Origin of the sequence: Cyclobacterium jeungdonense, from assembly GCF_010994275.1 — a bacterium.
GTDB lineage: Bacteria > Bacteroidota > Bacteroidia > Cytophagales > Cyclobacteriaceae > Cyclobacterium > Cyclobacterium jeungdonense.
Genome location: NZ_WMCD01000003.1, coordinates 181,728 through 206,499, shown reverse-complemented (window position 1 = coordinate 206,499; position 24,772 = coordinate 181,728). Strand labels below are relative to the sequence as shown.

General features: G+C 44.1%; 20 protein-coding genes and 1 tRNA gene. 8 read left to right on the top strand and 13 right to left on the bottom strand.

All coding sequences use genetic code 11. The features are described from left to right. The first annotated feature begins 31 nt into the window (after nt 1-31). The 5 genes from GKS34_RS08390 (at nt 32) to GKS34_RS08370 (ending at nt 5,597) form a co-directional block, all read left to right on the top strand. Nucleotides 32-325, top strand: a complete 294-nt coding sequence (locus GKS34_RS08390) for a DUF427 domain-containing protein (protein WP_494337701.1) — start codon at nt 32-34, stop codon at nt 323-325. A 6-nt stretch (nt 326-331) separates the two neighbouring features. Then, entirely contained in the window at nt 332-1,723 is a 1,392-nt protein-coding gene (locus tag GKS34_RS08385) for a mercuric reductase (protein ID WP_163384360.1), read from the top strand. A gap of 20 nt (nt 1,724-1,743) precedes the next feature. Beyond that, nucleotides 1,744-2,007: a hypothetical protein gene (locus GKS34_RS08380; RefSeq protein WP_163384359.1), complete on the top strand. Its 264-nt coding sequence runs from the start codon at nt 1,744-1,746 to the stop codon at nt 2,005-2,007. 53 nt (nt 2,008-2,060) lie between these two features. Continuing rightward, nucleotides 2,061-4,487, top strand: a complete 2,427-nt coding sequence (locus tag GKS34_RS08375; protein ID WP_163384358.1) for a carboxylesterase family protein — start codon at nt 2,061-2,063, stop codon at nt 4,485-4,487. Between the two features lie 318 nt (nt 4,488-4,805). Beyond that, a complete protein-coding gene (locus tag GKS34_RS08370; RefSeq protein WP_163384357.1) occupies nt 4,806-5,597 on the top strand; it encodes a hypothetical protein in 792 nt (263 codons plus the stop codon). 222 nt (nt 5,598-5,819) lie between these two features. On the opposite strand, the gene GKS34_RS08365 is transcribed toward GKS34_RS08370, so the two are convergent. After that, nucleotides 5,820-7,013: a DUF4221 family protein gene (locus GKS34_RS08365; RefSeq protein ID WP_163384356.1), complete on the bottom strand. Its 1,194-nt coding sequence runs from the start codon at nt 7,011-7,013 to the stop codon at nt 5,820-5,822. A 232-nt stretch (nt 7,014-7,245) separates the two neighbouring features. Here GKS34_RS08365 and GKS34_RS08360 point away from each other — a divergent pair, with 232 nt between their 5' ends. Further along, nucleotides 7,246-8,418 carry a DUF4934 domain-containing protein gene (locus GKS34_RS08360; protein ID WP_163384355.1) on the top strand — a complete coding sequence of 391 codons (1,173 nt, stop codon included), beginning with the start codon at nt 7,246-7,248 and terminating at the stop codon, nt 8,416-8,418. A 16-nt stretch (nt 8,419-8,434) separates the two neighbouring features. Here GKS34_RS08360 and GKS34_RS08355 read toward each other — a convergent pair whose 3' ends face one another. The 12 genes from GKS34_RS08355 to GKS34_RS08300 form a co-directional block, all read right to left on the bottom strand. Next, on the bottom strand, nt 8,435-10,168 hold the full coding sequence (locus GKS34_RS08355) for an erythromycin esterase family protein (protein ID WP_163384354.1): 1,734 nt from the start codon (nt 10,166-10,168) through the stop codon (nt 8,435-8,437). A 201-nt stretch (nt 10,169-10,369) separates the two neighbouring features. After that, nucleotides 10,370-11,659 carry an ATP-binding protein gene (locus GKS34_RS08350; protein WP_163384353.1) on the bottom strand — a complete coding sequence of 430 codons (1,290 nt, stop codon included), beginning with the start codon at nt 11,657-11,659 and terminating at the stop codon, nt 10,370-10,372. A 1,876-nt stretch (nt 11,660-13,535) separates the two neighbouring features. Then, entirely contained in the window at nt 13,536-14,138 is a 603-nt protein-coding gene (locus tag GKS34_RS08345; protein ID WP_163384352.1) for a DUF6134 family protein, read from the bottom strand. Between the two features lie 442 nt (nt 14,139-14,580). Beyond that, on the bottom strand, nt 14,581-15,726 hold the full coding sequence (locus GKS34_RS08340) for a DUF4221 family protein (RefSeq protein ID WP_163384351.1): 1,146 nt from the start codon (nt 15,724-15,726) through the stop codon (nt 14,581-14,583). Nucleotides 15,727-15,790: 64 nt separating this feature from the next. Further along, nucleotides 15,791-16,927 (bottom strand): DUF4221 family protein, encoded by a 1,137-nt coding sequence (locus GKS34_RS08335; RefSeq protein ID WP_163384350.1) that lies wholly within the window; start codon nt 16,925-16,927, stop codon nt 15,791-15,793. Between the two features lie 32 nt (nt 16,928-16,959). Then, nucleotides 16,960-18,015, bottom strand: coding sequence for a DUF4221 family protein (locus GKS34_RS08330; RefSeq protein ID WP_262888561.1), 1,056 nt, complete (start codon nt 18,013-18,015; stop codon nt 16,960-16,962). A 511-nt stretch (nt 18,016-18,526) separates the two neighbouring features. Further along, nucleotides 18,527-19,681 carry a DUF4221 family protein gene (locus GKS34_RS08325; protein ID WP_163384348.1) on the bottom strand — a complete coding sequence of 385 codons (1,155 nt, stop codon included), beginning with the start codon at nt 19,679-19,681 and terminating at the stop codon, nt 18,527-18,529. 376 nt (nt 19,682-20,057) lie between these two features. After that, on the bottom strand, nt 20,058-20,546 hold the full coding sequence (locus tag GKS34_RS08320) for a DUF4252 domain-containing protein (RefSeq protein WP_163384347.1): 489 nt from the start codon (nt 20,544-20,546) through the stop codon (nt 20,058-20,060). Between the two features lie 45 nt (nt 20,547-20,591). Beyond that, the gene (locus tag GKS34_RS08315; RefSeq protein ID WP_163384346.1) at nt 20,592-21,128 is read right to left on the bottom strand and encodes a DUF4252 domain-containing protein; all 537 of its coding nucleotides are present in this window, start codon (nt 21,126-21,128) and stop codon (nt 20,592-20,594) included. Beyond that, entirely contained in the window at nt 21,121-21,588 is a 468-nt protein-coding gene (locus tag GKS34_RS08310) for a PG0215 family putative anti-sigma factor (RefSeq protein WP_163384345.1), read from the bottom strand. Before GKS34_RS08310 ends, GKS34_RS08315 begins: the two co-directional genes overlap by 8 nt. Continuing rightward, entirely contained in the window at nt 21,575-22,072 is a 498-nt protein-coding gene (locus GKS34_RS08305; RefSeq protein WP_163384344.1) for a GFO_1088 family ECF-type sigma factor, read from the bottom strand. Before GKS34_RS08305 ends, GKS34_RS08310 begins: the two co-directional genes overlap by 14 nt. A gap of 267 nt (nt 22,073-22,339) precedes the next feature. After that, nucleotides 22,340-22,412: transfer RNA gene (locus GKS34_RS08300), tRNA-Phe, on the bottom strand. A gap of 88 nt (nt 22,413-22,500) precedes the next feature. Here GKS34_RS08300 and GKS34_RS08295 point away from each other — a divergent pair. Together GKS34_RS08295 and GKS34_RS08290 are read left to right on the top strand one after the other, a co-directional pair. Continuing rightward, nucleotides 22,501-23,850 carry a 4Fe-4S dicluster domain-containing protein gene (locus tag GKS34_RS08295; RefSeq protein ID WP_163384343.1) on the top strand — a complete coding sequence of 450 codons (1,350 nt, stop codon included), beginning with the start codon at nt 22,501-22,503 and terminating at the stop codon, nt 23,848-23,850. Next, nucleotides 23,843-24,643, top strand: a complete 801-nt coding sequence (locus tag GKS34_RS08290; protein WP_205602038.1) for a (Fe-S)-binding protein — start codon at nt 23,843-23,845, stop codon at nt 24,641-24,643. The genes GKS34_RS08295 and GKS34_RS08290 overlap by 8 nt, the downstream gene beginning before the upstream one ends. Nucleotides 24,644-24,772 lie beyond the last annotated feature (129 nt).

Below are 24,772 nucleotides of genomic sequence, written 5' to 3'. Positions count from 1 at the left end.
AGCAGGGATTTGGCTAACTTATTTCGAAAAGATGCCAAATCCTATGAAAGCCATTTGGAAAGATAAGATTCTTGCCCAGTCTGACGAGACTTTGATAATAGAAAACAACCACTATTTCCCACCTGAATCCTTGAAAAGGGAATTTTTTGAAATTTCAGACACCACTTCCGAATGTCCCTGGAAAGGTCGAGCCAGTTATTATCACATTCGAATTGGAGAAGACACCAATCGGGATGCGGCTTGGTTTTATCCCCAACCTAAGGATGCTGCAAAAGAAATTAAAAATCACGTTGCCTTCTGGAAAGGTGTCAAGGTAGAAGAATAAGCCCTTATGGAAAAATTCGATGCCATCATTATCGGTGCCGGTCAATCAGGCATGCCCCTGGCCAAGAAGATCGGCAATAAGGGGCTATCGGTCGCGCTGATCGAAAAACGAGCCATCGGCGGCACCTGCATTAACGACGGTTGCTCTCCCACGAAAACCATGGCCGCTTCGGCACGCGTAGCCCATCTGGTCAGTAGGGCAGGAGATTTCGGGGTGGACGTTGGAGCCTATAGCGTCAATCAGAAAAACGTCAAAAAACGAAAGGACTATATTGTCGACCTGTTTCGGGGCGGAGCATCCAAAGGGTTGGAAAAATCCGAACAAATCACCATCCTTATGGGAAAAGCTGTCTTTCAATCAGATCGAAGTGTTCGTGTGGAACGGGAGGGGCAATCAGACCTGGAACTGGAGGCGGATAAAATTTTTATCAATCCAGGATCCACTCCCAGGATCCCAGCTATCGAAGGACTATCGGAAAGTCCCTTTCTCGACAGCACGAGCATCATGGAACTGGAGGAGACGCCCGAACACCTGATTGTGTTGGGAGGCGGATATATCGGATTGGAGTTTGGCCAGATGTTCAGCCGCTTTGGAAGTAAGGTCACCATTATGGACATGGCTTCACGCCTGGTTCCCAAAGAGGATAAAGATGTATGCGAAGAAATTTCATCCATCTTCAAAGAAGAACAGATCAATACCAAAGTTAATGTTGATGCCAAAAAAGTCAGCTTTACGAATGGGAAGATTACAGTTGCCTATGAAGATGAAACGGGTAAAGGCAGCGTCAGTGGTTCGCACCTGCTCGTAGCTACCGGCCGAAAGCCAAGCAGTGCAGCGCTGGGGCTGGAAACCATTGGCGTGACCCTGAGTGATCGCGGCCATATAGTCGTAGACGAAAACTTTGAAACCTCCGTGCCGGGTGTCTATGCACTGGGAGATGTGGCCGGAAGCCCTCCCTTTACCCATATGGCCTACCACGACGCCTACCTGGCATTTAACAGAATCTATGAAGGTAATACCAGCCTGTCAAAAAAAGACAGACTGATACCCTACTGCGTCTTTATGGATCCACAATTGGCACGCATAGGATTAAATGAAGAGCAAGCGAAAGCAAAAGAGATCCCTTACCATACAGGTAAGTTTTGGATGAAACATTCCGGAAGAGCCCTGGAAACGGACGAAACAAAAGGCTTTTTTAAAGTGCTGGTAGATCCTAAAACCAGGCAAATTCTGGGAGCCACCATCTTGAGTATGGATGGGGGTGAAATCATGGCCGTGCTGCAAATGGCCATGGTAGGTAAGGTTCCCTATGATCAAATCCAACACCTGCCTATCGCCCATCCAACTCTGGCCGAAAGCCTCAACAACCTAATGGGGCAGGTTAAAACCGCCGATTGAGAGCATTCCGGTAAATGGCTATGAAATTACTGATTTATGTCTGTTTACTTGCGGTGCCGGGATTTTCCTCTTTGGCGCAAGAAACCAACCCTTGCTACGATGCCGTATTGCCTGATAGCCTTGGAGCGGATGCCTATGGAATGAAATCTTACGTACTGGCCATTATTGAGACTGGCAGCACAGCACCTGATGATAAAAATGAGGTCAGTAAGGCTTTTTCCGGTCACATGGCTACTATTCGCCGACTGGTGGCAACAGGAAAACTGCTGCTGGCCTATCTTTGACAGATATCCTAGTAGCCTACATATAAACCATTGTGTACCACTAATCTTTCCCTATGAAACTGTCTTTTTTTCTGTTGTTTTTTCTAGTGATTCAAGGAATTGCTCCTGGCCAAACTCAATCCATTCACGCTTTTAACGAGGGGCTTTATGTTGAAAATGTGCACAGCTATGGCCGGGAGGTGCTCTATTCGGATCCACTGGCACATGCACTGGCGGTCGGAACCCTTCCTTCCCCGACGGAAGGACAATCCTATATATCGGGTAAGGAAGAAATATGGAAGTCTCTTTCGGCGAATGAGGAGGGGAAATTTACGGGCCGACTTCGCAGGGGGTACCTTTACCTCAGCTATAATTCCGATAAATCGCAAAAAGCGTTGCTAAAAATCAGTGGCAATAGCATGGTGTACGTAAATGGGATACCGCGTGCCGGCGATATTTATGGAGACGGTTGGCTGTTCCTTCCAGTTTCTCTTAAAAAAGGAGAAAATAAGATTATGGTGAGGTTTAACGGGCTTTGGTCCGGGATCAGTGCCGAATTGCAGTTGGATCCGAAACCCGTTACTCTGCACGTCGCTGATGCCACCCTGCCGGACAAAGTTCTGGGTAGTGAGTCCGACCAGATGACCGGCGCAGTGGTGGTCATCAATGCTACGGACCGACCCATACAAGATGCGCAGCTGGAGTCAAGTATAAACGGTCGATCCCGAATGGTAACCTTACCCCACATTCCTCCCATGACTTTTCGAAAGGTGCCCTTCGAAGTGGATGCCAGTGCCATGACAGAAAAAGGAGAATACAACTGCACCCTTCAACTGCATGTCGGCAAAGAGGTCTCCGATACCCAGGAGATAGCCCTGTATGCACGGGATGGGACCGAAGAACATTACAAGCAAACCTTTATCAGCCAGATCGATGGGAGCGTGCAATACTATGGAGTAGCTCCGCAAAAAGGCGGTCCCGACGATAATCCGGCACTTTTCCTTTCGGTTCATGGGGCCGGTGTGGAAGCCATTGGTCAGGCCCGAGCGTATTCCCTTAAGGACTGGGGCGTATTGGTGGCCCCAACTAATCGGCGACCCCGAGGCTTTAACTGGGAAGATTGGGGGAGAATCGATGCGCTGGAGGTGCTGGAAATCGCCAGAGAAAAATACCGGCCAGATCCCGAACGCATTTATCTGACCGGCCATTCCATGGGAGGACACGGTACCTGGTACCTGGGTGCTACCTATCCCGGCAAGTGGGCGGCCATTGCCCCCTGTGCCGGCTATCCCACCTTGATGGGCTATGGTTCGGCAGACGGTAGAATTCCAGAAAACGCATCCACAGACACGGAAAAAACCCTTCTTCGGGCCAGCAACCCCAGCGATGTCATCCAACTGGCGCATAATTACCAGGCTTCCGGCGTGTACATCCACCATGGAGATGCCGACCGGGTGGTTCCGGTAAATTACGCCCGGCAAATGCGAGGTGTACTGGCGGCGTTTCATCCGGATTTCAGTTATTTCGAATACCCGGGAGGTAGCCATTGGTTTGGCAGCGAAAGCGTGGACTGGCCGCCCCTCTTTGACTACTTTCGCTGGCACCAAATTCCAGCAGATTCCTCGGTAAACACCATCGACTTTACTACGGCCAACCCAGCCGTTTCCGATTCCTACAAATGGGCGCATATCCAACAGCAAACGGTGCCCCTGGAATACAGCCGGGTTAAACTTGAGCGAGCCCCGGATCGATCTGGCATTTCTGGAACCACCGAAAATGTTTCAATCCTGGGCCTGGATGTCAGCAATTTCCCATTGGATTCACTCCTTACCCTGGAACTGGATGGAATACGACTGGAGTGGGTAAAAAATAGCGACAACATGCTTTACCTCCACCGAAGCCAGGAAACCTGGGAATTCGGTCAGACACCAAACCCTTATGATAAAGGAATTTATCGGAATGGCACGTTTAAAGAGCCTTTTAATCACCGGATGATCCTGATATATGGGACATCCGGAAGCAAGGAGGAAAAGGAATGGGCCTACAATAAAGCCCGTTTGGATGCAGAAACCTGGTATTACCGGGGCAATGGAGCCGTTGACATTATCGCGGATAGGGAATTTGATCTGGCAGTCCATGGGGATCGGGGCGTTATCCTGTATGGAAATGCCGATACCAACCGGGCTTGGAACCTGCTCCTGGCACATAGCCCCATACAGGTAAACCGAAAGGAAATCCGGGTAGGGGAAACCGTTTATTCCGGAGAGGATTTGGGAGCGTATTTTATGGTGCCGCGAAAAGACCATCCTCAGCGATCGGTGGCGGTCATCAGCGGGACGGGAAATGCCGGTCGACAGACGTTATTTGCCAACCAGTATTTTGCCGGGGGAAGTGGCTTTCCGGATTACGTGATCTTCCGGGCAGATCTGCCAGTGGTAGGTTTGGAAGCAATTTTGGCCAGTGGCTATTACCAAAACGATTGGAGCTTACCAGAGGATTAGTAGATTAGGTGTTTTTTGTCTTGGTACCCGAAATGAAAAATAGATGCCGGTGTGGTGATTATTCCACCGTGACTAGTGGAAGAACAATGGTTGCCCATTTAAGGGTATTCGCTCATTCTGTTTGATCAATTTTCATAGGCAAATTAACAGTAAATAAGTAACTTTAATCTCCTCGCCAACCTTGAGGCTGAAATGGACTCGAATAATTTGTTGGCCGGATTTAGATCGAAGAAATGGTAGGCTGCAGCGGTATATCGTGCGCTTTTGAGGCAGCCACTCAGCATCGGGTATACTGAACCTATTAATTAACCTCAGGATATGGGACGATTGCACTTATTTGAATTCGAAGATCAAAGGTGGTTTCCGGCGTTTTTGAGAACCTATATGACTGATTTTTTAGAGTTCCTTTCAAACAAGACTGGAATGTTCAAGCCCATTGTTCCCATGATACTGGAACTACTTTCTAAAAGTCAAACAAAAACCATCATCGATCTGGGATCGGGTAGCGGCGGTGCATTGTTGGGGTTAAGCAAAGATTTAATCAAGAAAATACCTCAGCTTAACATTCTTTTGACTGATTTTTACCCAAATACCGAAGCGATGGATCGTATCAATAGCAGGCCCGATAAGCTTCGGTATGAACCCAGACCTATCGATGCCAAAAATGTGCCTGCTGAACTGCAGGGGCTGAGAACCCTTTTTTTATCCTTTCATCATTTTAAACCGGCCGATGCCACATTAATTTTACAAAATGCCCTGGACTCAAAAAATCCGATCGCGATTTTTGAGGCACAGGAGCGTAGTTTGACAAGTATCCTGGCCATGCTGTTTTCGCCGGTAACCGTATGGCTAACCACTCCATTTATTCGACCCTTTTCCTTCGGCAGAATCCTATTTACGTACTTCCTACCGCTGGTACCTGTATTTGTCCTCTGGGACGGCGTGGTTTCAGCCCTTCGAACCTATTCGGTAGTAGAAATGAGCAGGTTAGTAGAAGATCTCAAAGGGAAAGAACATTTTGAATGGTCCATCGGTAAGATTGCCTCAGGGCCGTCAAAAATTTTGTATTTGACAGGGACTTTAAAGAAAAGAAAGCACGAGTCCCGCTGACTATGAAAACTGGATCAATTCCAAGGGTAAACATTTCGAGGAAACAGCCCGGGCAGCAAGGGAATCAGAAAACCCGGTGCTGATGGTGTATACCCTGCCATAATCTGAATTGAAACCCAGCCGGGCTTGCTTTTAGGAGCCTGTGCTATTGATTTCTGCGTTTTTACAATGGTAAGTTTGCCAGTGAGTTTCTAAAAGTACCTTCCTATTTATGAATGAGTGTTATTGTTGCTGTAATCCCTCCGAGGGCAACGGTTGCATTCCCAGGTCCATTGCCAACCTGGCGAAGCCCATCTCGTCTTCTACATTTACAAACATCCAAATCTTGCCGTCTTTTACGAAATGCTTTTGAGGCGGCATGCTGAGTTCAGGTATCTTGGACTCGGCCAACATATCCAGCTTTTCATCAAAAATAGTCAGGAATACCTCTGCATTGGCAGCCGTCGGCCATTCAAAGCTCTCCGTGTTTTGTTCTTCGAAAACCTCCTTGTGTGAAAACCGATAAAATACCCTGTTATTTTCATCCCATACAGGAGGGGAAAAACTAATTTCTTCTCTCATCTGAACAATGGCTTCGATAAAGGCTTGCTGGCTGTCAAATTCAGTGGCAGGGGCTTCTGTTTTTGCATTCTCGGTTAGCTGGCTTTGATAGGATCTTACCAGCAAACTATCCTGTTCAGGAAGGTATTGGTAAATCTCATTGGTCAGGTTACTTCCCAACAATATTTTACCTCCTTCCCGGACCATAAAGGTTTGAGGACCGGACACCATATAGCTTTTACCATCTGTATACTGCAACTCAAATTGCTTTAGCCTGTCATAGTGGGGCAGTGGGATTCGTTTAGTCCAACCTTCCTTTAGGTCAACCCGCATGAGTTTGGTGGATTTCTCTTCGATGTCTCTTACATAACCAAGGTATTGGTCGTTCTCCTCAGGAAGATGCATGGAAACCCGAAAAGGCTGCTCCTCACCGATTTTGTCGGCACCCGTGCCTACTCCCTGAAATTTCAGTTCCTGTAGCTTTTGGCCATTCAAGTCAAAAATTGCAGGACTTGGAAAACTGATGATCATCACGTGATCATTGTCCAGGAGGAAAAACGAACGAAAAAAATCGCCGGTACCGTTTGGCCCCTCTTTTTCAAAGGGAAACTTCTGGACCAATCTCATTTCATCCAGATCAATCTTTTCAAGGGCATGATCATGATGGTTGAAGTTGTAGAGAAACCGATGATCCGGTGAAAGGTCCGATTGATACAATTGTCCGGACACAAACAATAATTCCTCGCCCGGGTCTATGAGCACCGTGTCCAGGGCGTAATCCAACGAAGTCCTGCCACCGATCCGCTCCAACCCGTCTTCGCTGGCACAGCCGAACTGAACTGCGAGAAGTAGAATAGTGGAAATAATGTTTTTCATGCCTTCCAAATATTTAAACTATAAAGTTAAAAATTAAACCCTAAAAACCTATTAATTCGAATAAAAATCAGGAGTAATTGTTTTTATAAACGAATATTTTAATTAAATTACTTTGCTTCATTCAATTTAACACGATAAAATGTCGGATTCATTACCTAGCCTTCAAAAAGTAAAATTGAAAATACGGCCATTGCTTTTGGTAGGAATTTGTCTAAAATATGGTATGCCTTTCATGGGTGGACTATTTTTCTTCCTGCTTGGAGGTTGTAAGCAAGAACCCACCTCTATTCCCGGCCTGGAAAGGATATCCGTGGATCTTTCCCAGGCGCGTACCGGAAAATTATCGGAGTTTTTCGAATCTCATATAGAGTACATCTGGCTGGAAGATGATTCAGATGAGGCACAACTCAATGGGGGATTACAAAAAGTCCTTTTTCATGAAGACAGGATATACACCTTGGATATATATGGCTGCAAGTGTATTCATATTTTTGATAAATCAGGTAAGCACTTGTCAAAGATCGAGGCCTATGGAGAGGGGCCAGGCCAATACCTTGACTTTGATGCCGCGGCGGTTGTAGACGGAGAACTAGTCCTCCTCGGAGTATATCCACGTAAGATTATGTGGTTTAGTCTGGAGGGTGAATTTCTACGAGAGTTGTCGTTTCGTGACCGAATAGGACCAGGTGTTTTTTCAGAATTTGACGATCGCTATTACCTGTACAATTACACACGAGAACCGGGGGACTATTTTGTCAAAAGCTTCGACAAATCCCTTCAGGATACGGTAAACTATCTCCCCTATGATCCGACAAAACTTTACGGAGAGGATTCCGGAAGAAGCTATCTTCAAAAAAGCAGCGAATATCTTTATTACGGAATGACCTATTCGGATACAGTTTATCAAGTTGACAATGGAAATTTTATTCCAAAGCTCGTATTGGACTTTGGGAAATATGCACAGGATCTGGATGAGATGAAGCGCCTAGACGATCCAAGGGAACGACTGGACTTTATCAATAACAGAGCCAAGCTATATTTTAGAGGCCAGTACCTTATTTCTGAGAAACAGCTATATACCATACTTATTTATGAAAAAAAGGGAATCAACGTATTCTTTGATCGGGAACAACAGCAAACCCATGTAATAAAGGACAGGATAATTGATGATATTGACGGGGCATACGATCCCTATTACCTGATCTATAGTTTCGAATCGGGAAAAGTCGGCCTAAAAGTTCCGGGCAGGGATTTATATAAAACACTAATGGAGAAAAAAGAAAGCATGAGCCAGTCTGACTATAAAAAATGGATTACTACCAATGGTAGAAAATTTTCGGAAATAGCTAGTGCAGCACGGGAGTCAGAAAATCCTGTTCTGATTGTTTATACCTTGGTAAGGTAACTTTTTGGATTAGCTATCAATCTCCTAGTCTAATTTTTAGGAAACTCTTTCTGGTATCTTCGGGCCATTGGAAACAACACTCCCTACAGTTTACACGCCAACCTAGGGGATATCCGTCGGATTCTCGCTTTTCAAACCCACTTTCTTCCTTATCAATTACTTTCTGATTTAGAAGCAATTTAAGACCGTTTAAGCTTAATTCTCCACTACCTTTAGCCGTTAGTCCATAGGATATAAGCATGGCTTCATCCGGCACACTATCTTCAATGACTATCTGATTTTGTGTTTCTTCTACGTTTATTATTTTTCTATATACGGGAACATTGTGGCGGTTGGTGATATGTATCCAAACCTCGCATGCTATTGGTCCGGTGATAGATGCATCTGCTTGAATAGTAAAGGTTTTTCCCCGATGCCGTTTGGCATTTGTGGACTTGGACAAATTTAAAAACGGTTGGGAATCACTTAGGAAAGGAGTAGCACTGGATGTGCTGTCTATAAAAACAATCCCGTCAAAACTTTCTGACAGCACCCTTTTAAAATAAAAGACTTTTTCCTGACGAGGCTCAAAGGTGGCGGGAATATCCCTCATCCAAATTCCCTTATTCAAAAACTTCTCCATATCGGAATTTCTTTCCGCATGGGCAAAATCATAGAAAAACAGCGAAGAAGGTACTTTCGAATAAATACGGCCCGAAGAGTTGTTTCTGGCTGGTCCGACAGACATGCTTTTTAACCCGTTATTTACAGCCAAAAAACCTCCTTGGTTAAAATCGGTGCCTAGTGAATAATACTTTTTCCCTAAATCTTGCACCAAATAGTTACCCATGGAAAATTTACCTGGGGACAATTGATGTTTTTCAATATGTCCATTATGTGCCCAGAGAATGCCTTTACTTTCCTTACCCTCATAATCCAATAGCCATTTGGCGTTTTCAGCCATGTAATAATCTCTAGAACGTTTTTGGTTTGACTCCTCTGGATTATGGATTTCTAAGTATTGCAACAATACCTCTATCTGCCGATATAACACGTCAAATTCCCTGGCTGTTACCTTGGACAAATAGGCTTGTCTGTTGCTGTATAGATCTGTTTTTAAACCCTTGATTTGGCCAAATATCTCAAGCCGCCGGGTTTTCGAAAGCTGCATATAGTCAAAACTATTTTCATTTTCCAATGCTTTTAATGATGGAAAGTAAAGCGATAGTGTATTGGGATCGACTTTCTCCAGAAAGGTTATTAGTGAAATAGCTGCTCCTTTGGATACCGTCATGTCCAATCCATAGAATTTAATACGTTTTTCCTGAGGAAGCCCACTATTGTATTTTCTCATCCATTGAACTAGGGCGAGGGTTTCTTGCGTCTGCCACATCCAAAAATATAATCCTTTGAGAATCTCGACAGGGTTCCCTTTACCGTGAAGAACATATTCATTCACTGCGAGTGCTTCGCTAAACGGGACCTCAGCAGCAACAATCCTAAAGTCCATTTCTTTTGCGAAAAATTCTATTAGTCGGTGCTTGACTTTAAAAAAATCACCCGTACCGTGCGTAGCTTCCCCTATCCCAACAATCCGAACATCCTGAAAAAATTCTCTTATTCCAATCAAATCATCAAAGTCGGTTTCCCTTTCTACCGATTGGATAGGAACAACATTATTCTCCAGCCATTCAAGAACCTTCTGCTGGGAGAAAAGAGGTAAGACAACAACAAAATATACACACCAAGCAACAAGGATCTTCTTCATCATGTATTTGGAATTCGATAACCGAAAGATCAGCTATGAACGGCTCATTTAAAAAATAATTCAGTTAATTTAGGTTAACCTTCAACGCATTTAACACAGTTTAATGTCTCGCTAAATGCGCAAACCTTTCAGGTTTTAATGGCAGTCAGCTAATTGTTTTAATTTAAGTGGTGAAACCTGGAAGGTTTTCTTTTACGTAAATAGCTAAATGATTGTATGAATTCCATATAATGGAATATTGATTAACCAGTCTTCTTTCCTATAGTCCGATAAGGAGGTGCGAATATTGGTGACCGTTTTATATTTTTCCACAAATACTTTCAAACTTTTTGCTTTCAAATTTTCTTCCGCTTTCACTTCAATGGGGATGATCTGTCCCTTAAGTTGGATAATGAAATCGAGCTCGGCGGTCGCACTATCTGCTGACCAGTAAAACGGTGCTAATCCCAATGCCACCAATTGTTGTAAAACAAACTGCTCGGAAATGGCTCCCTTAAATTCTTCAAAAAATTGATTGCCTTCCAAAATTGTTTTAGCATCCAAGTCAACCATAGCCCCCAAAAGACCTATATCCAAAAGAAAAAGCTTGAAGGCTCCAAAGTCCTGGTAAGCTTTCAACGGAATTCCTGCTTTTGAAATCCGATTGACTTGATGAATTAGGCCGCAATCTTTTAACCATGCCAATGCCATCTCGAAATCTTTGGCCCTAGCTCCCTTTTTGACCTGACCGTAGATAAATTTTTTATTCTCTTTGCTGAGTTGAGCAGGAATGGCATTCCAAACCATCCGTATCCTTGGCACAATATCAAATGGGGCATGTTTCGAAAAATCTTGTTGATGCGCGTCCATGATTCTTGTTTGAACAGATCTAACAAGCACCATGTCTTTTGTTTCAATAAACGTCTGAACAGCCTCCGGCATTCCTCCAATGAAAAAATATTGTTTGAGCAGGTTTTTAAATTTTTGAGCAAAAGGCTTGACCATTTCCCATTGATGCGTTTGAAGTAGCTGATTTAACGATTCCTCGCCTACAGCATCCATAAATTCTTCGAAGTCCAGCGGATAAAGGTCCATGAATGCGACCTTTCCAACAGGGAAAGAGGTTTCCTGATGCAGTGCCACTCCCAATAATGAACCTGCTGCTATCACATGGTAAGAAGGGGCATTTTCTTGAAAATATTTCAAGGATGTTAACGCACCTTTGGATTCCTGAATCTCATCTAAAATCAACAAGGTATTTTCAGCGTCTATTTTAATTCCTGTTTCAATCTGAAGGGCCATGAGCAAGCGGTCCTTATCAAAATCTTGTTCGAAAACCTGCCTCATTGTCTGATTACTTTCAAAATTCACATAGGCCACCTGCCCATAAAACGCTGTTCCAAATGCTTTCATTAACCAGGTTTTACCAACCTGTCGAGCTCCCTGAATTACTAAGGGTTTCCTTTTGTGGGAGTTTCTCCATTTAATTAAGGATTGAAATAGCTTTCTTTTCATTTCTAGAGAATTAAAATTCAATTTACATTTTTTCAAATGAAAAGGTGTATATTAATACATTTATTCAAATGAAAAAGTGTGAAAGTTAACATTTTATTGAACCAGTTAACCATCTTTCTTATGGGGATAAGCATGATGTATCGGCTATTGGAAGTTCCAAAAGGACCAGATCCGGATCCGGGACTTGTGGGTGAGGGATTATTGTTTAACCGATGCCAAAGTTTAATGAAATCTCCTTAAAACAGCTTTTTAAGTTACTCCGATTTCCATGCATCTTTCAATCCTTCTAATTCAGCTATTCACCAATAATCCGGATATTTGGTGATTTGATTCACCAAAAGTTTGCTGTTTTGGTGAAAAGGGTATTCCAGGCAAATCAAAGGGTTGGACTTCTTTTCTTATTAAGGCAGGTACGTCAGGTTCAACCCCTCCCGGGGTTGGAGGTAATTTGTAGGCCAAAAGCCGTGGGCTGCACCCACGGTTATTGTTGTTCAGGCCCTTCAGGCCTGGAATGAACTAGGGAATCTTACCCAACAGACTTAGAAATAAATGAGGATTTTTATACCTCAATTCCAATAATGAAACCGTAAATCTCAAATTACTTTCAATCCAATTTCCAGCTAATCGAATCAGCGGACTTCTTCCCTCATTATCAAACTCCTAATACCGAAGCCTGAAGGGCTTCAACAGCAATAACCCCGGGCGAAACCCGGGGGACTGCGTAAACCCATCCTTCACCCAACCCCGGCAGGGGTTGAACATGGTCCTGCGAACCAACTGGCCTATCCTGAAATAAGGTCTCCTCTGCAATTCTCGGATCGAAAAATGAAGCTGTATGCGCAAAAATAATTAATCTTAAAATGGCAGCTATTTAAGGTTCAACCCCTATCGGGGTTGGTGATAAGCGGTAGTCCATCAGCCGTGGGCTGCACCCACGGTTATTGTTGTTCAGGCCATTCAGGCCTGGGATACATTAGGGGATCCGTATGAGCGGAATACGAAATCAAATGTCATTTATATGATTCCAAGCCAATTAGTCTGACTGGAAATCTCAGTTTACCTTCGAATCAAGTTTTAGCTAATCGATTCATTTGACTTCTTACCTTATGATCGAACACCGCCTCGATGCCGAAGCCTGAAGGGCTTCAACAGCAATAACCCCGGGCGAAACCCGGGGACTGCAAGAATCCAACCTTCACCCAACCCCGGCAGGGGTTGAACATGTTCCTACCAATCAACTGTCCTATCTGGAAATTAGGTTTGCTCTCCAACCTCGGTGGGATATAATGGTGTATTAACCATCACCCGCTTTCGGCATTTGAAATAGCGAATTCAACTAAACAGCATTTGCAACCCGCTGTTCGGCATTTGCAATACCGAACCCAGATAAACAGGGTTTGCAACCCTGCCGTCGCATTTAATCGTAATTAAAGGCATTATTGAACCGACCTATCCATCAAAGTAATCCTAAGAGAAATTTTGAATCAAGACAAAAAAATCCTTCCTCCCGCCATCCTGCCGCGCCCCTCGGTTTTTTGTCGGCCTAACGCTCTTTTCATACATCAATAATATTCCCTTTTGATTTTTAGTCTCTTCAATACAAATGAGACTCGAGTAAAAAAACCATCCAACATAAATACCCACCTGGTAATATTAATGGAATAGGAATAGAACTACTATAAACTTCTTCGAACAGATGTCACAGCTACTAAGACTGGATTTGTGGAAATATATCCTTGAATCACCTATAATACCCCTTATATGACCTCCTATGCCTTATATGGTTCCCTGTTACTTGAATCATATAGGTGCCTATATAATGTCCGATAAAAAATTCATCCCCAGGGTGGTGGTGAAATCGGAAAATCAGCAACCATCATTCCTTCCGCTGTATCGCATAATTCTTAATGGGACTGTGCATGCTGACCTCCTGCAATTTGCCATTCTCGTATTGGTAGTTGTTTTCGTTGCCTTCCACATAGGTATCGTAGGCCCCGTTTCCTTTGGAGGTAATGCTGGCAAATTGGCCGTGGTTTTCAGTAATCATTCTTTTCTTGCCTTTGGGTTCCTCAAAAAACAAGCGCACCGCACTGTAGTCAATTTTTTCACCGACCTGATCATTGAATTCATATTTATAGGAGTTGGCCCGGATCTCATAGACCCCATCTTCCAGCCAAATCCTGGACAGAAAATCTCCCCGGTTGGTCTTTTTTTCTACGGATGATTCGATAAACTGCCCCTGATGGTATTTTACTTTGGTGGTATAATCCAGGTTGATCCGCCCAAAAAACCAGAAGCTCACCTCACTTCTCAGCAAAAAATACGTGGTATCGGCTTTGGTTTCTTTGGTGGCTACCATGTCCCCAATGTTGATCCCCAGAATGGAAATCTCATATTCATGCCTTTCCTGGGCTTGGAGCAGCATGGGTGAAAAAGCTATAATAAGAGAGGCAATTGCAACAAGGGGATTTTTTAACATGTAAAAGCTTATTTATAATTTCTGATTAGACCAATAGGTTTTATTTAGACAACAACGAATCAAATTCGAAATAAGCTTAAACTTACCAAAAATACTTCAAAGATGGGATTTGGGATTGCAGATTTGTGATTTGGGGGGATTGAATCGCCCATACACCCAAAATCACATTCCCCCGCTTATATGTTCTTCTTATATGGTTTCTCCTTTTTTTGAACCATATAAGAAATATAAGGGATTATTGGGGTGAAGTTTCCCGAATTACTTTACTCAATAAATATACATGCCTTCCGTCGGGATATGAGAAAGATCGCAAGTAAACCCTGAAATAAAAATAAACCCCTTATATGTCCTTCTATGCCTTATATGGTTCCTCTTTTTCCATGATATTAGGGTGAGATTCTTTATGAAGCTTTTTCAAATCCAACTAGAAGAAAATACGAAATCATAACTCAATATTTAGGCGCACAAACCCCATCTCATCCTCTACATTAACAAACAGCCAAAGCATCCCATCCTTAATAAAATGCCGTAAAGGTTTCTCGGTTAAAAAGGGAAGCTCGACCTCCCTTATCAGGTTCAACTCCTCATCGTACAAAGCCAGGTAAACATTGGCTCCGGCAGGTTGGGGAAAAAGTCCTTCCTTTATTTCGCTTTCATAATAATTCTCGTAAAATAACCGCCAGTACCGCTTGTTGTGCACATCGTAAACCGGCAATAAGTAATGAGGTCCTTCCATGAATTGCTGAAAGTACCTGGAAAACTCACCTGCAGCAGCAAAATCACCCCCTTTTGCCGTATTTTCCGACTCCATCCACTCACTATTAGAGGAAACCACCTTAATGGTATCGGCTTTCGGATCGTAAAGGTAAAATTCACTTCCGGTCTCCGCCCCAAACAAGACCCCACTGTCCACAATTTCCAAGTACGTTTCTACTTCATGATAGGCATAGTTCTCCCCATCATTCAGGGAAGCGGTATAATTCCCTAACTTATCTAATAAGGGTAAGGTATAGCGGTGGATTAGATGTTGATCCAGATCCAGCCTGACTAACGATGCCAGCTCGTTTCGAAAAGCTTTTGCTAGGCCATATGCTTCACCCTCACCGGAAGGATCCACCTGAACCCCTATAAGGGATTCCTTGTCGCTGAGAACATCCCCGGAAAATCCCTTCGGATCCAGCTCCCAGGAACGGTCAAGCTTGCCACTTTGGTCAAAAACCATTGCCCCATTCCAGGTGCTGAAGAAAATAGCTTCTCTCTCCCAGCCCCTGAGGGAATGGATACCCCTTAGTCCATCGGGACCTTCTTTTTCAAAGGGAATTTTTCGGTCCAGAACCAGGCAATCCAGGTCGATTTTTTCGAGTTGGTGTTGCTCCAAATCAAAATTGTACAGGTATCGACGATCCGCACTCAGTCCGGAAAGCTCAAGCCCCCACTTGAGAAACAACAGTTCCTCTCCCGGATCAATCTGTACGGTATCCACGCTGATTGTGAGTTCCTGAATCTCCTTTTTCGCCGGAGAACCGCAAGACGCCAGCATAAAAATCAAACCAAATACAAAGCATAAAATGTCAAGCGGATTTTTCATTTGAACTTAAATTAGAAGTCGGGTAGATATCAGATGTAAAATGGGGTAAATCATATATTCGAATTCACAAATCAATATTGAGACGGACAAAGCCCAGCTCATCCTCCAGATTGACAAACAGCCAAAGCATGCCGTCCTTGACAAAATGGAATCCGGGTGGTTTCGTTAAATCTTCAACAAGGGATTCTGCAATCACGTTAAAATCAGCATCAAATACCGTCAGGTATACGGATGATTTATACACTTCCTCCTTAATAGCAGGGCTTGCAATGTTGACAGCTTTATGGGAAAACCGGTAGAATCGATTGTTTTTTTCATCCCAAACGGGAGCCATAAAACTGATTTCTTGTTGTACGCTTTGGGTTTCTTTCTTAAATTCCTCCTCTGTTTCTGTTACCTGGTTGTACTTGCCTTTTTTCCTATCTTCCGTAAGCATAGGCTGATAGTTGATTTTTTTTAAAGTATCTAAATCGGCATCGTAAAGCAGGATTGTATTATTTACCTCATTGGTAATGACGTAATTGCCTTTGTGCTTAGAAATATTGGCTGAGGGAAAGGACATTTGTACTCTAGAAGGACTACTTAGCACAAATCGAAAGTTCTCCAGTGCATCCAAAGGAATCGGAGTCTTCTTCAAATGTCTGAAATCGGAATCCAACACTCCCAAGGAAAAGGATTTTTCCCTGGCATTTCTAATCAAGCCCACCATCTTCTGCGGATCAAACATATAGGTATTCAGAAATTCAAAACGTTCGCCCTTAATCAACCGGTCCCCGTCGAAATCTATCTCCGCAATGGGGAATTCAGCCACCTTTCTCCCTTTCAAATCAAAAATACCGACTTTTACGTAACCTAAAAACGCCACCAATTCGTCTGATATCAGATCCATTCTATATACCATATCTCCAACTCCATCAGGACCTTCCTTTTCGAATGCCAGTTTATCTTCAAGCTTCCTACTGTTTAAATTGATTTTCTCAATGGTGTGGTCGGAAAGGTTGAAATTATAGAGATAGTCTCTTTCGGCCTCCAGCGAAGCCATCCGAAGCCCTGCATTTAAATATAGCAGTTCATTTCCCGGATCAATCATTACTGTATCCAGAGAAAACTCCAGGTTAGTTATCCCCTGATTTCCAAACTTCTCTTTTTCGCCACAACCTATAAGGCAGCTGCATAAATAAATTACCAAAAACTTTCTCATTTTATAGCTAATTTCTTGGGAGGATGGTGAATTTATGATTTCCGATTGGGTAAATCCGAAATCGACATACGTACAAACCCCATCTCATCGTCTATATTTTCAAAAATCCAGATTTTGCCGTCTTTGACAAAAGAAAAGTAGGGTACATAATCAAGCTGAGACGCGGACGTTTCATGAAGTAAGTTAAGTTCATTATCCAATACCATCAGGTAGACTGCGGTGGAAACAGGTCTTGGAAATCCACCCGGAGGAAGCTCATCCGGATAGGAGTACTCATAATAAAAACGAAAAAAACGTTCATTTTCAACATCCCATATTAAAGGACCGAATGATACCTCCTCATACAATTCTACGTATGCCCTTTGAAAATCAGCCTCATCCTCGGTTGCTAGCCTGTAAACCCCCTTTTTCTCATTTGCTGTCAGGGTAAGATTGTATTCCTTCTTTTCTAATTGCCCGCTTTCAGGGTCGAAAATAAACAAGCTGCTGGACACCGTACTGCCCACTACCAGCTTATTTTCACCATAGGCCTGCATGATGAAACCTGGCGCATACCGTCGCCGGGAATTACCTTCCCTGTGCACCAGGTTAAAGTCCCCATGTCTGAATTCCTCTGCCAAAGGAATGGTTGAAAATTCATCCCTGCTGCCGTTAAAATACCCCACTTCACTGGTGTTGGCCGCATTGTCAACTATCAGGCCATAAACCTGATCTCCTACTGCCTTAAAAGGCTGAAAAGCCTTTTTGTCAGCATGCGTCAGTGAAGTTCCCTCCAGCAAGGGGTCAAATTCCCCCAGTTTATTCCCCTCCCAATCAAAAATACCCGCCTGATTACTCGTTTGTATGAGCAATTTTCCGGAGTCCAGGTGTACCATGTAATCCACATATTCCCCGGTGCCGTTAGGCCCTTCCTTTTCAAAGGGATACTTTCCGGCCAACTTAAGTTTTTCAAGGTCAATTTCTTCTACCGTATGGTCAAAATCATTAAAGTTATACAGAAAGCTGTTATCCTCCATAAAAAAACTCCTTGATGCGGCTAAATATGGAAAAACAAGCTGTTCTCCCCAATCAATCATAACCGTATCCAGGCTAAAACCCAGGCGTACCTCACCGGTTTTTCCCGATGATCAACGCTCCCACAGCCAATAAGTAAACTGGCGAATAAAAGAATAACGAAAAGCCTCATGCGTTTATGATTTGATCTAGACTAAAAAATTAAGAATTTTCCGGGCAAATTAAAAATAAATAGGTGTTAAAAAAGGGTAAATAAACCACACATTTAATTTTGGCCTCTATACATTACATTTTTTGTAATATAATACCCTGTATTTATTACATTTTATCTAATGAACCTACCCTATTTCCAGGGTGGTAAACTGCCGGAATACCTAGACTGGTTTGTGGCTAACTATCCCACAAAAAAACGTTAAACCAAATTGGTCAGGGATTTAGGATTAAAAATAAAACACGGCAAGGAATAATTTTACCATTAAAAGATATATCTCAAATACCCCCAGAATTATAATAAAAATCACTTATATGTTCTTATATGCCTTATATGGTTAACATTTGTTCAAACGACCTACAAACAATCCGAAATCACAAATGAAAACTCAACCTTACAAAACCCATCTCATCTTCCAAATTCTCAAATAGCCAGATTTTGCCGTCTTTGACGAAGTGGTAGGGCGGTGGCCGGTCCAATTCTGGAACGGCAGTCTCTCTCAGTAAATTGAAATCGGAATCGTAGATGGTGAGGTACACGCTGGCGCTCGTAGGTTTCGGAAAAAGACCGTCTGAAGGACTGGCGTTGGCAACTCCATATTCCTGCTCGTAGGAAAACCGGAAATAGACCTTTCGACTTTCGTCCCAAATGGGCTTGTGGTAGGAAATTTCCTCCGTCGCTTTCTTATACAATTCTTGAAATAAGGCCCTATCGTTTATTTTTTCGGGAAAGACGGTCTCCTTTTCCCGGGGAATCCAACCATTTTCGAAGGTCTTTTTATAAAAATCCTCCTGCCCCGGTTCACGTATACAAAGATCTGAACTTGCATTTAAGCCCAGCAAAACCTTACTATTTACCACTTCCAGATATTCACCACCGCTTATAAATAAAGCCGTGGTCCCATCATCAAAGTCCGTTTGGTACTGCATGGATTTCTCCAACAAAGGATTCTTTTCTTTCCGATACGTTTGTTCTTCGGTATCCCAGAACAAAAGCTGCGGCTCCCGCACTCCCGGAATGATATAGACCCCCGCGTAGGCGGACGGGTTCTCCGGCAATCGCACTGGAAACAGCACGTTCCCTTCTTCCGTTTCCGATGAAAAGGCAGGAACTGTTTCCGGACCTACATCGGCTAGCTTTCTGCCGCTGCTGTCAAACAGGGCATGATTGCCATACCCGGACATCAAAAACCGCCCCCCATCTACCAGCCTTAATCCCAGGGAATATCCGCCAATGCCATCCGGCCCTTCTTTTTCGAATGGAAGCAAGGTCTCCAATGCCAAGGTACTTAAATCGATTTTTTCGATGGCATAGGATTGCCAATTCGGGTTATAAAGGTAGCGTTTGTCTTCCGAGAGGACCGCGGAACGCAAGCCAGTGTTCAGAAACAGAATCTCGCCCCTGGAATCAATCCGTACCGTATCCAGTGTAAAATTCAAATCCGGCGCTCGACCGTTCTCACCCGAGGAATCGTCGGATCCGCAAGCTACCAAAAACAGGAAAACCAAGAAGAGCAGCAATTGCTTCATGAGCCGAAAGATGATTGAAATAGGAAAATACGAAAAAATGGCGGGCTTGAAAATTCCTTTCAAATATAAGAGGCCCATCCATTGGAGTCTTTCCCGGAGCGTGCACAAATAAAACCGCCGAGGTCTGGAAAGAACGCAGACCTTTGGGGTTTTCCCAACCCCGAAGGTCTTTTCGCGGGACGTGTACGAAAAAAACTGTAGAGGTCCTAAAGACCTCTACGGTTATAGTAGCATCCTGACCTTTGGGGTTTTCCTAACCCCGAAGGTCTTTTCGCGGGACGTGCTCAAAAAAAACCCTCGAGGTCGCAAAGACCTCAAGGGTTTTAGACGATTGCGGTTTTCCTAACCCCGCCTTTCCAGGAGTGGGCAGAAAGTATCAACTCCCCTTCCCTACCTTGGCCAGGGCCTTTTGGTCAAACTGCCCCTCCAGCTCTATCACCAGGTATTCGGCATCCTCGTTGGAACGAATTAGCAGCACCAGGCCCTTCATGCTGCGCTGCCCCAGGGAGTAGATCGAAACCCCACTGTCTTTTTCTTCAGCTTCCATCATCAGTTCGTAGTTTTCCCGTTCCAGTCCTTGTGCCAGCTTTCTGAAATCGGAACGTGCTTGGTTTCCACTCACCGGAAGCTTGAAGAGCTTCACCCTATCGATGCTCTCAGTAATGGCAGACAGGTTCGCTTCTTCGATATCAATATCCCAGCCTTTGGCAAAATCCAGGAAATTACCCGCCAAATCCAGGTGGAAAAAGGATTCCTCTCCTTTATATTGGTTATAGAGTCGGTCCACGCTTTTACTCTGGCCAAAGAGGCTTACCGGCAGGCAAAACAGCAAAGAGAGGAAAACAATGATTTGTGAATTTTTCATAATTGTGTAGTTGAATGTGTAATCGATACGTCAATTTTTCAAAACTTATTCTTTATTACCCTGCCCGTATTCCTTCATACCGGGCAGGTTGGTTTTTTCAGATAACATGTTCAGGTCTTTGTAGGTAAAATCCCCCAGCATGCTCATGAGGGTAAATTCTTCCTTCGTCCCCGAAACCATCAGCAGCTCTTTGATCCGGCCCGCTTCTTCCCGTACCATAAATTTCAGAGAACTGCCCTTGTCTTTGATGTCCATCAGCTCTTCGTATTTGTTGCGGTTAAGGAGGCCGATGGCCTCTTCAAACATGTTTAGCCCATTGACCTGCTCGCCGGACAAAATCCGAATTCCCTTTACTTTGGAGATTAGGGTTAGCATCTGCTCAGCATCTTCATCCCCTTCGACGCTGTTAGCATCCAGGAAACCTCCCGCCATCTGCATCATCTTCGGACTGATATAGACCCGGGAAAAGCGCTCGTCCTCCATGTACTTGGAATAGAATCTTTCAATGGCGCTTTCCTGCGCCTGAAGGCTGCCAAGTACCAGCAGCAAGGGTATTAGTAGGGTTATTAATTTCCTATTCATATTTCAAGTCATTAAAGTTGAACATTTGGTGGGGTGCATTCAGATATTTGAGATCATCCATGACCTCCATTTCCTTTTCTCCTTTTTGCAGATTCTGTTGGATCAAGCTAAAGGCCTCCATGACCTCAAAATAGGCCTGGGCCTGCGCTTCTTTTTCCTGCTGCACCTGATATTGCCTAATCAAGAACCCAAAACCGGCAAGAAGAATCACCGTCGCGGCTATTTTCATCCATCCTTTGATAAATCCACGTTTTCCTGGAGCAGGAATCTCCCTGAAATCAGGAGTAGAGGACAGGGTGGATTTTATCTTTTTGATCTCCGCTACTCCCAGGAAAAAGGATTTTTCCTGCTCGTATCCCGGCACCTGCTCCAATAGTGCTTTCATCTCTTCTTCTTCCGACAGAGAACTCGCTCCCTCCCAGTATTTCTCCAGTAACTGGTCTAATCTATCTTTCATCATCCTTACGTTTCATTAAAAATTCCCTGAGTTTCTTTCTGGCCCGGTGCAAGTTTACCTTAACCTGTTCGGGTGAAATCTCCAGATAACCGGCGATTTCGTCATAGGTCAACCCTTCCACTTCCCGCAGTTCGAAGACCTCCCGCTGTTTAGGGGGCAAGTCTTCCAAAAAGCGAAACACCAATTTCACCGAGTGGCTGTTTGCCTGAGATTCGACCGGTTCCTCCTGTATCGGATCTTCATAGTCCTCCAATGTTTCCATCCTGCTTTCCGTACGAAACTGCTGCAGCACCTGATTTTTTAGGGTTTTCACCATCCATCCTACTGGATTATCCATCCGTTCCAGGCTGTTCCGGTGTACCCAAGCTTTAGAAAAGGCCTCCTGAACGGCATCGTTGGCTGCATCCCTGTCTTTCGTCCGGAGATAAGCCATGCGGTACAGTTTATTTCTTAGCGGCCATATCGTTGCTTCAAAAAAAGTGCTCATTCATGTATAGGATGAAGTTGGCAGGGAAATGTTACAACTTTGGATAATTTTTTTTGCGGCAACCATTTTTCAAATGGGTTCCAACTTTTATAAAGTACTGAAAAACTGAACAACTGCCGTTATGCCGGGTTGATTAATGCGTTTATAATAGTATGCATCCCTACTATTTATTAATTTGCCACTGAAATGAAAAACTACCGAAGGACCGAATATAGCTTCAATATTAAAAAAAAGGCAAAAAAAAGCCCTGGTCGAAACCAGGGCCAGTGGTGATGAGTGGGCTCGAACCACCGACTCACGGATTTTCAGTCCGATGCTCTACCAACTGAGCTACATCACCGCTGAAAGTGATGCAAAGGTAGGTATTTGTTACTTTTGTACAAACGATTTTAGTAAAAAAATAGAGGCCTAAGAGTAATACATTCACTATGAGCAGTTTACCACAAATCCTTTTTTTATTGGTTCTGGGCGCAGCAGGGTTTATTTTATATAAGCGAATCAGCTATATCCGAAAGACCATTCTGCTTGGAAAGCCGCTTCCCAGGACAGACCGACCTAAGGAACGATGGAAAACCATGGCACTGGTAGCCTTTGGCCAACAAAAAATGTTTAAGCGAATCGGACCTGCTTTGTTACACCTGATTATCTACGTTTCCTTTATCGTGATCAACCTGGAGGTGTTGGAGTTTATTATTGATGGGCTGGCCGGTACCCACCGGATTTTTGCCTCCGCGCTGGCAGGCTTCTATACCCTGGCCATGAATCTGTTTGAACTGCTCGCTTTGGGCGTATTGATTTCCTGTGTCGCTTTTCTGATCCGGCGAAATCTTATGAAAGTCCCCCGACTAAGTTCGGCCGAGCTAAAGGGCTGGCCAAAATTAGACGCCAACCTGATTTTATGGATTGAAATCTTGCTTATGATCGCCATCCTGACTATGAATGCGACTGATCAATTACTTGCCTATCGCGGAGTAGAGGGATATATTCCATTAGGAGGACTTTGGATTAGCAATAGTATCCAGGGTCTTTTTGAGGGGTTGAGCAGCGCTACCCTGCTATTTTTGGAACGCTTTGCCTGGTGGTTTCATATTATCGGAATTTTAGGCTTTGCCATCTACGTGACCTACTCCAAGCACCTGCACATATTTCTGGCCTTTCCCAATACCTGGTATTCCAACCTGGATCCCAAAGGTAAAATTCCGAACATGGAAGTTGTCACTCAGGAAGTGAAATCCATGCTGGGACTACAGGCGGCTCCCGAAGCGACGGATCAGGCTGAAATCGGTAGGTTCGGCGCAAAGGATGTCACCGACCTTTCCTGGGTCCAGATCATGAATGCCTTTTCCTGCACCGAATGCGGCCGTTGCACGGCCGAATGCCCCGCCAGCATCACCGGGAAAAAACTTTCTCCACGGAAAATCATGATGGACACCCGGGACAGGGCAGAGGAAATCAGCCAATCTAAAGTCGCCGGAAAGGATGGAAAAGACGATGGCAAATCGCTGCTTGGCGATTACATCAGCCAGGAAGAAATCAACGCTTGCACCAGTTGCAATGCCTGCGTGGAAGCCTGTCCGGTAAACATCGATCCTTTATCCATCATTATAGAGTTGAGAAGATACACCTCCATGGAGGAAAGTGGCAGTCCTGCCCAGTGGAACGCCATGTTCCAAAACATAGAAACCAGTTTTGCCCCCTGGAAATTTGCTCCAAGCGATCGGTTTAACTGGGCATCGAAATTAAATCAGGAAGAAAAGAAACCAAGGAATAATGAGTAATACCTATCAAGTTCCCACCATGGCTCAAAAGGCCGCTACCGGCGAAACCCCCGAAGTGCTTTTTTGGGTCGGATGCGCGGGATCCTTCGACGAACGATATCAGGCCGTAACCCTGGCTTTTACAAAAATTCTCAACAAGGTGGGGATCGATTTTGCTGTATTGGGTGATGAAGAGACCTGCACCGGGGATCCCGCCCGAAGAGCAGGCAACGAATTTCTCTTTCAAATGCAAGCCATCAGCAACATACAGGTGCTGGATGGATATCAAGTCAAAAAGATCGTCACGGCCTGCCCGCATTGCTTCAATACCTTAAAAAATGAATACCCCGCACTAGGAGGAAATTACGAGGTGATGCACCATTCCCAGTTTTTGCAGGGACTGATTCAGGAGGGAAAAATAGTGATGAAAGGAGGAGGAACGTTCAAAGGAAAACGAATAACCTTTCATGACAGTTGCTACCTTGGCAGGGCGAACAACGTATACGAAGCGCCACGGGATGTGATCAAAGCACTGGACATGGAGTTGGTAGAGATGAAACGGTGCCGTACCAAAGGTCTTTGTTGCGGTGCCGGAGGTGCGCAAATGTTTAAGGAACCGGAGAATGGTAATAAGGACATCAATGTAGAGCGAACCGAGGAGGCCCTGGAAACAGGAGCAAAAACGATCGCTGTGGGCTGTCCATTTTGCCTGACGATGATGGCTGATGGGGTTAAAAACAAAGAAAAGGAAAAAGAGGTACAGGTCCTTGACCTTGCGGAACTCATAGCCAAAGACCAGGGTTTGTCTGGGTAAGCGAAACCAGAGTTGTTACCATTGAGGCAACATTCTTTTGGTTAATTGCGTTTTTTAGTAGATCTTAATCCCTATTTTGTATCATAATAATTTCGAATTACGTTTAATCCTACAGGAAATGCCAAACGG

Excerpts from the sequence above, each read along its gene's own strand:
- GKS34_RS08390 (WP_494337701.1), top strand. The coding sequence starts at position 32 with ATGCCAAATCCTATGAAAGCCATTTGGAAAGATAAGATTCTTGCCCAG.
- GKS34_RS08385 (WP_163384360.1), top strand. The coding sequence starts at position 332 with ATGGAAAAATTCGATGCCATCATTATCGGTGCCGGTCAATCAGGCATG.
- GKS34_RS08380 (WP_163384359.1), top strand. The coding sequence starts at position 1,744 with ATGAAATTACTGATTTATGTCTGTTTACTTGCGGTGCCGGGATTTTCC.
- GKS34_RS08375 (WP_163384358.1), top strand. The coding sequence starts at position 2,061 with ATGAAACTGTCTTTTTTTCTGTTGTTTTTTCTAGTGATTCAAGGAATT.
- GKS34_RS08370 (WP_163384357.1), top strand. The coding sequence starts at position 4,806 with ATGGGACGATTGCACTTATTTGAATTCGAAGATCAAAGGTGGTTTCCG.
- GKS34_RS08365 (WP_163384356.1), bottom strand. The coding sequence starts at position 7,013 with ATGAAAAACATTATTTCCACTATTCTACTTCTCGCAGTTCAGTTCGGC.
- GKS34_RS08360 (WP_163384355.1), top strand. The coding sequence starts at position 7,246 with ATGGGTGGACTATTTTTCTTCCTGCTTGGAGGTTGTAAGCAAGAACCC.
- GKS34_RS08355 (WP_163384354.1), bottom strand. The coding sequence starts at position 10,168 with ATGATGAAGAAGATCCTTGTTGCTTGGTGTGTATATTTTGTTGTTGTC.
- GKS34_RS08350 (WP_163384353.1), bottom strand. The coding sequence starts at position 11,659 with ATGAAAAGAAAGCTATTTCAATCCTTAATTAAATGGAGAAACTCCCAC.
- GKS34_RS08345 (WP_163384352.1), bottom strand. The coding sequence starts at position 14,138 with ATGTTAAAAAATCCCCTTGTTGCAATTGCCTCTCTTATTATAGCTTTT.
- GKS34_RS08340 (WP_163384351.1), bottom strand. The coding sequence starts at position 15,726 with ATGAAAAATCCGCTTGACATTTTATGCTTTGTATTTGGTTTGATTTTT.
- GKS34_RS08335 (WP_163384350.1), bottom strand. The coding sequence starts at position 16,927 with ATGAGAAAGTTTTTGGTAATTTATTTATGCAGCTGCCTTATAGGTTGT.
- GKS34_RS08325 (WP_163384348.1), bottom strand. The coding sequence starts at position 19,681 with ATGAAGCAATTGCTGCTCTTCTTGGTTTTCCTGTTTTTGGTAGCTTGC.
- GKS34_RS08320 (WP_163384347.1), bottom strand. The coding sequence starts at position 20,546 with ATGAAAAATTCACAAATCATTGTTTTCCTCTCTTTGCTGTTTTGCCTG.
- GKS34_RS08315 (WP_163384346.1), bottom strand. The coding sequence starts at position 21,128 with ATGAATAGGAAATTAATAACCCTACTAATACCCTTGCTGCTGGTACTT.
- GKS34_RS08310 (WP_163384345.1), bottom strand. The coding sequence starts at position 21,588 with ATGATGAAAGATAGATTAGACCAGTTACTGGAGAAATACTGGGAGGGA.
- GKS34_RS08305 (WP_163384344.1), bottom strand. The coding sequence starts at position 22,072 with ATGAGCACTTTTTTTGAAGCAACGATATGGCCGCTAAGAAATAAACTG.
- GKS34_RS08295 (WP_163384343.1), top strand. The coding sequence starts at position 22,501 with ATGAGCAGTTTACCACAAATCCTTTTTTTATTGGTTCTGGGCGCAGCA.
- GKS34_RS08290 (WP_205602038.1), top strand. The coding sequence starts at position 23,843 with ATGAGTAATACCTATCAAGTTCCCACCATGGCTCAAAAGGCCGCTACC.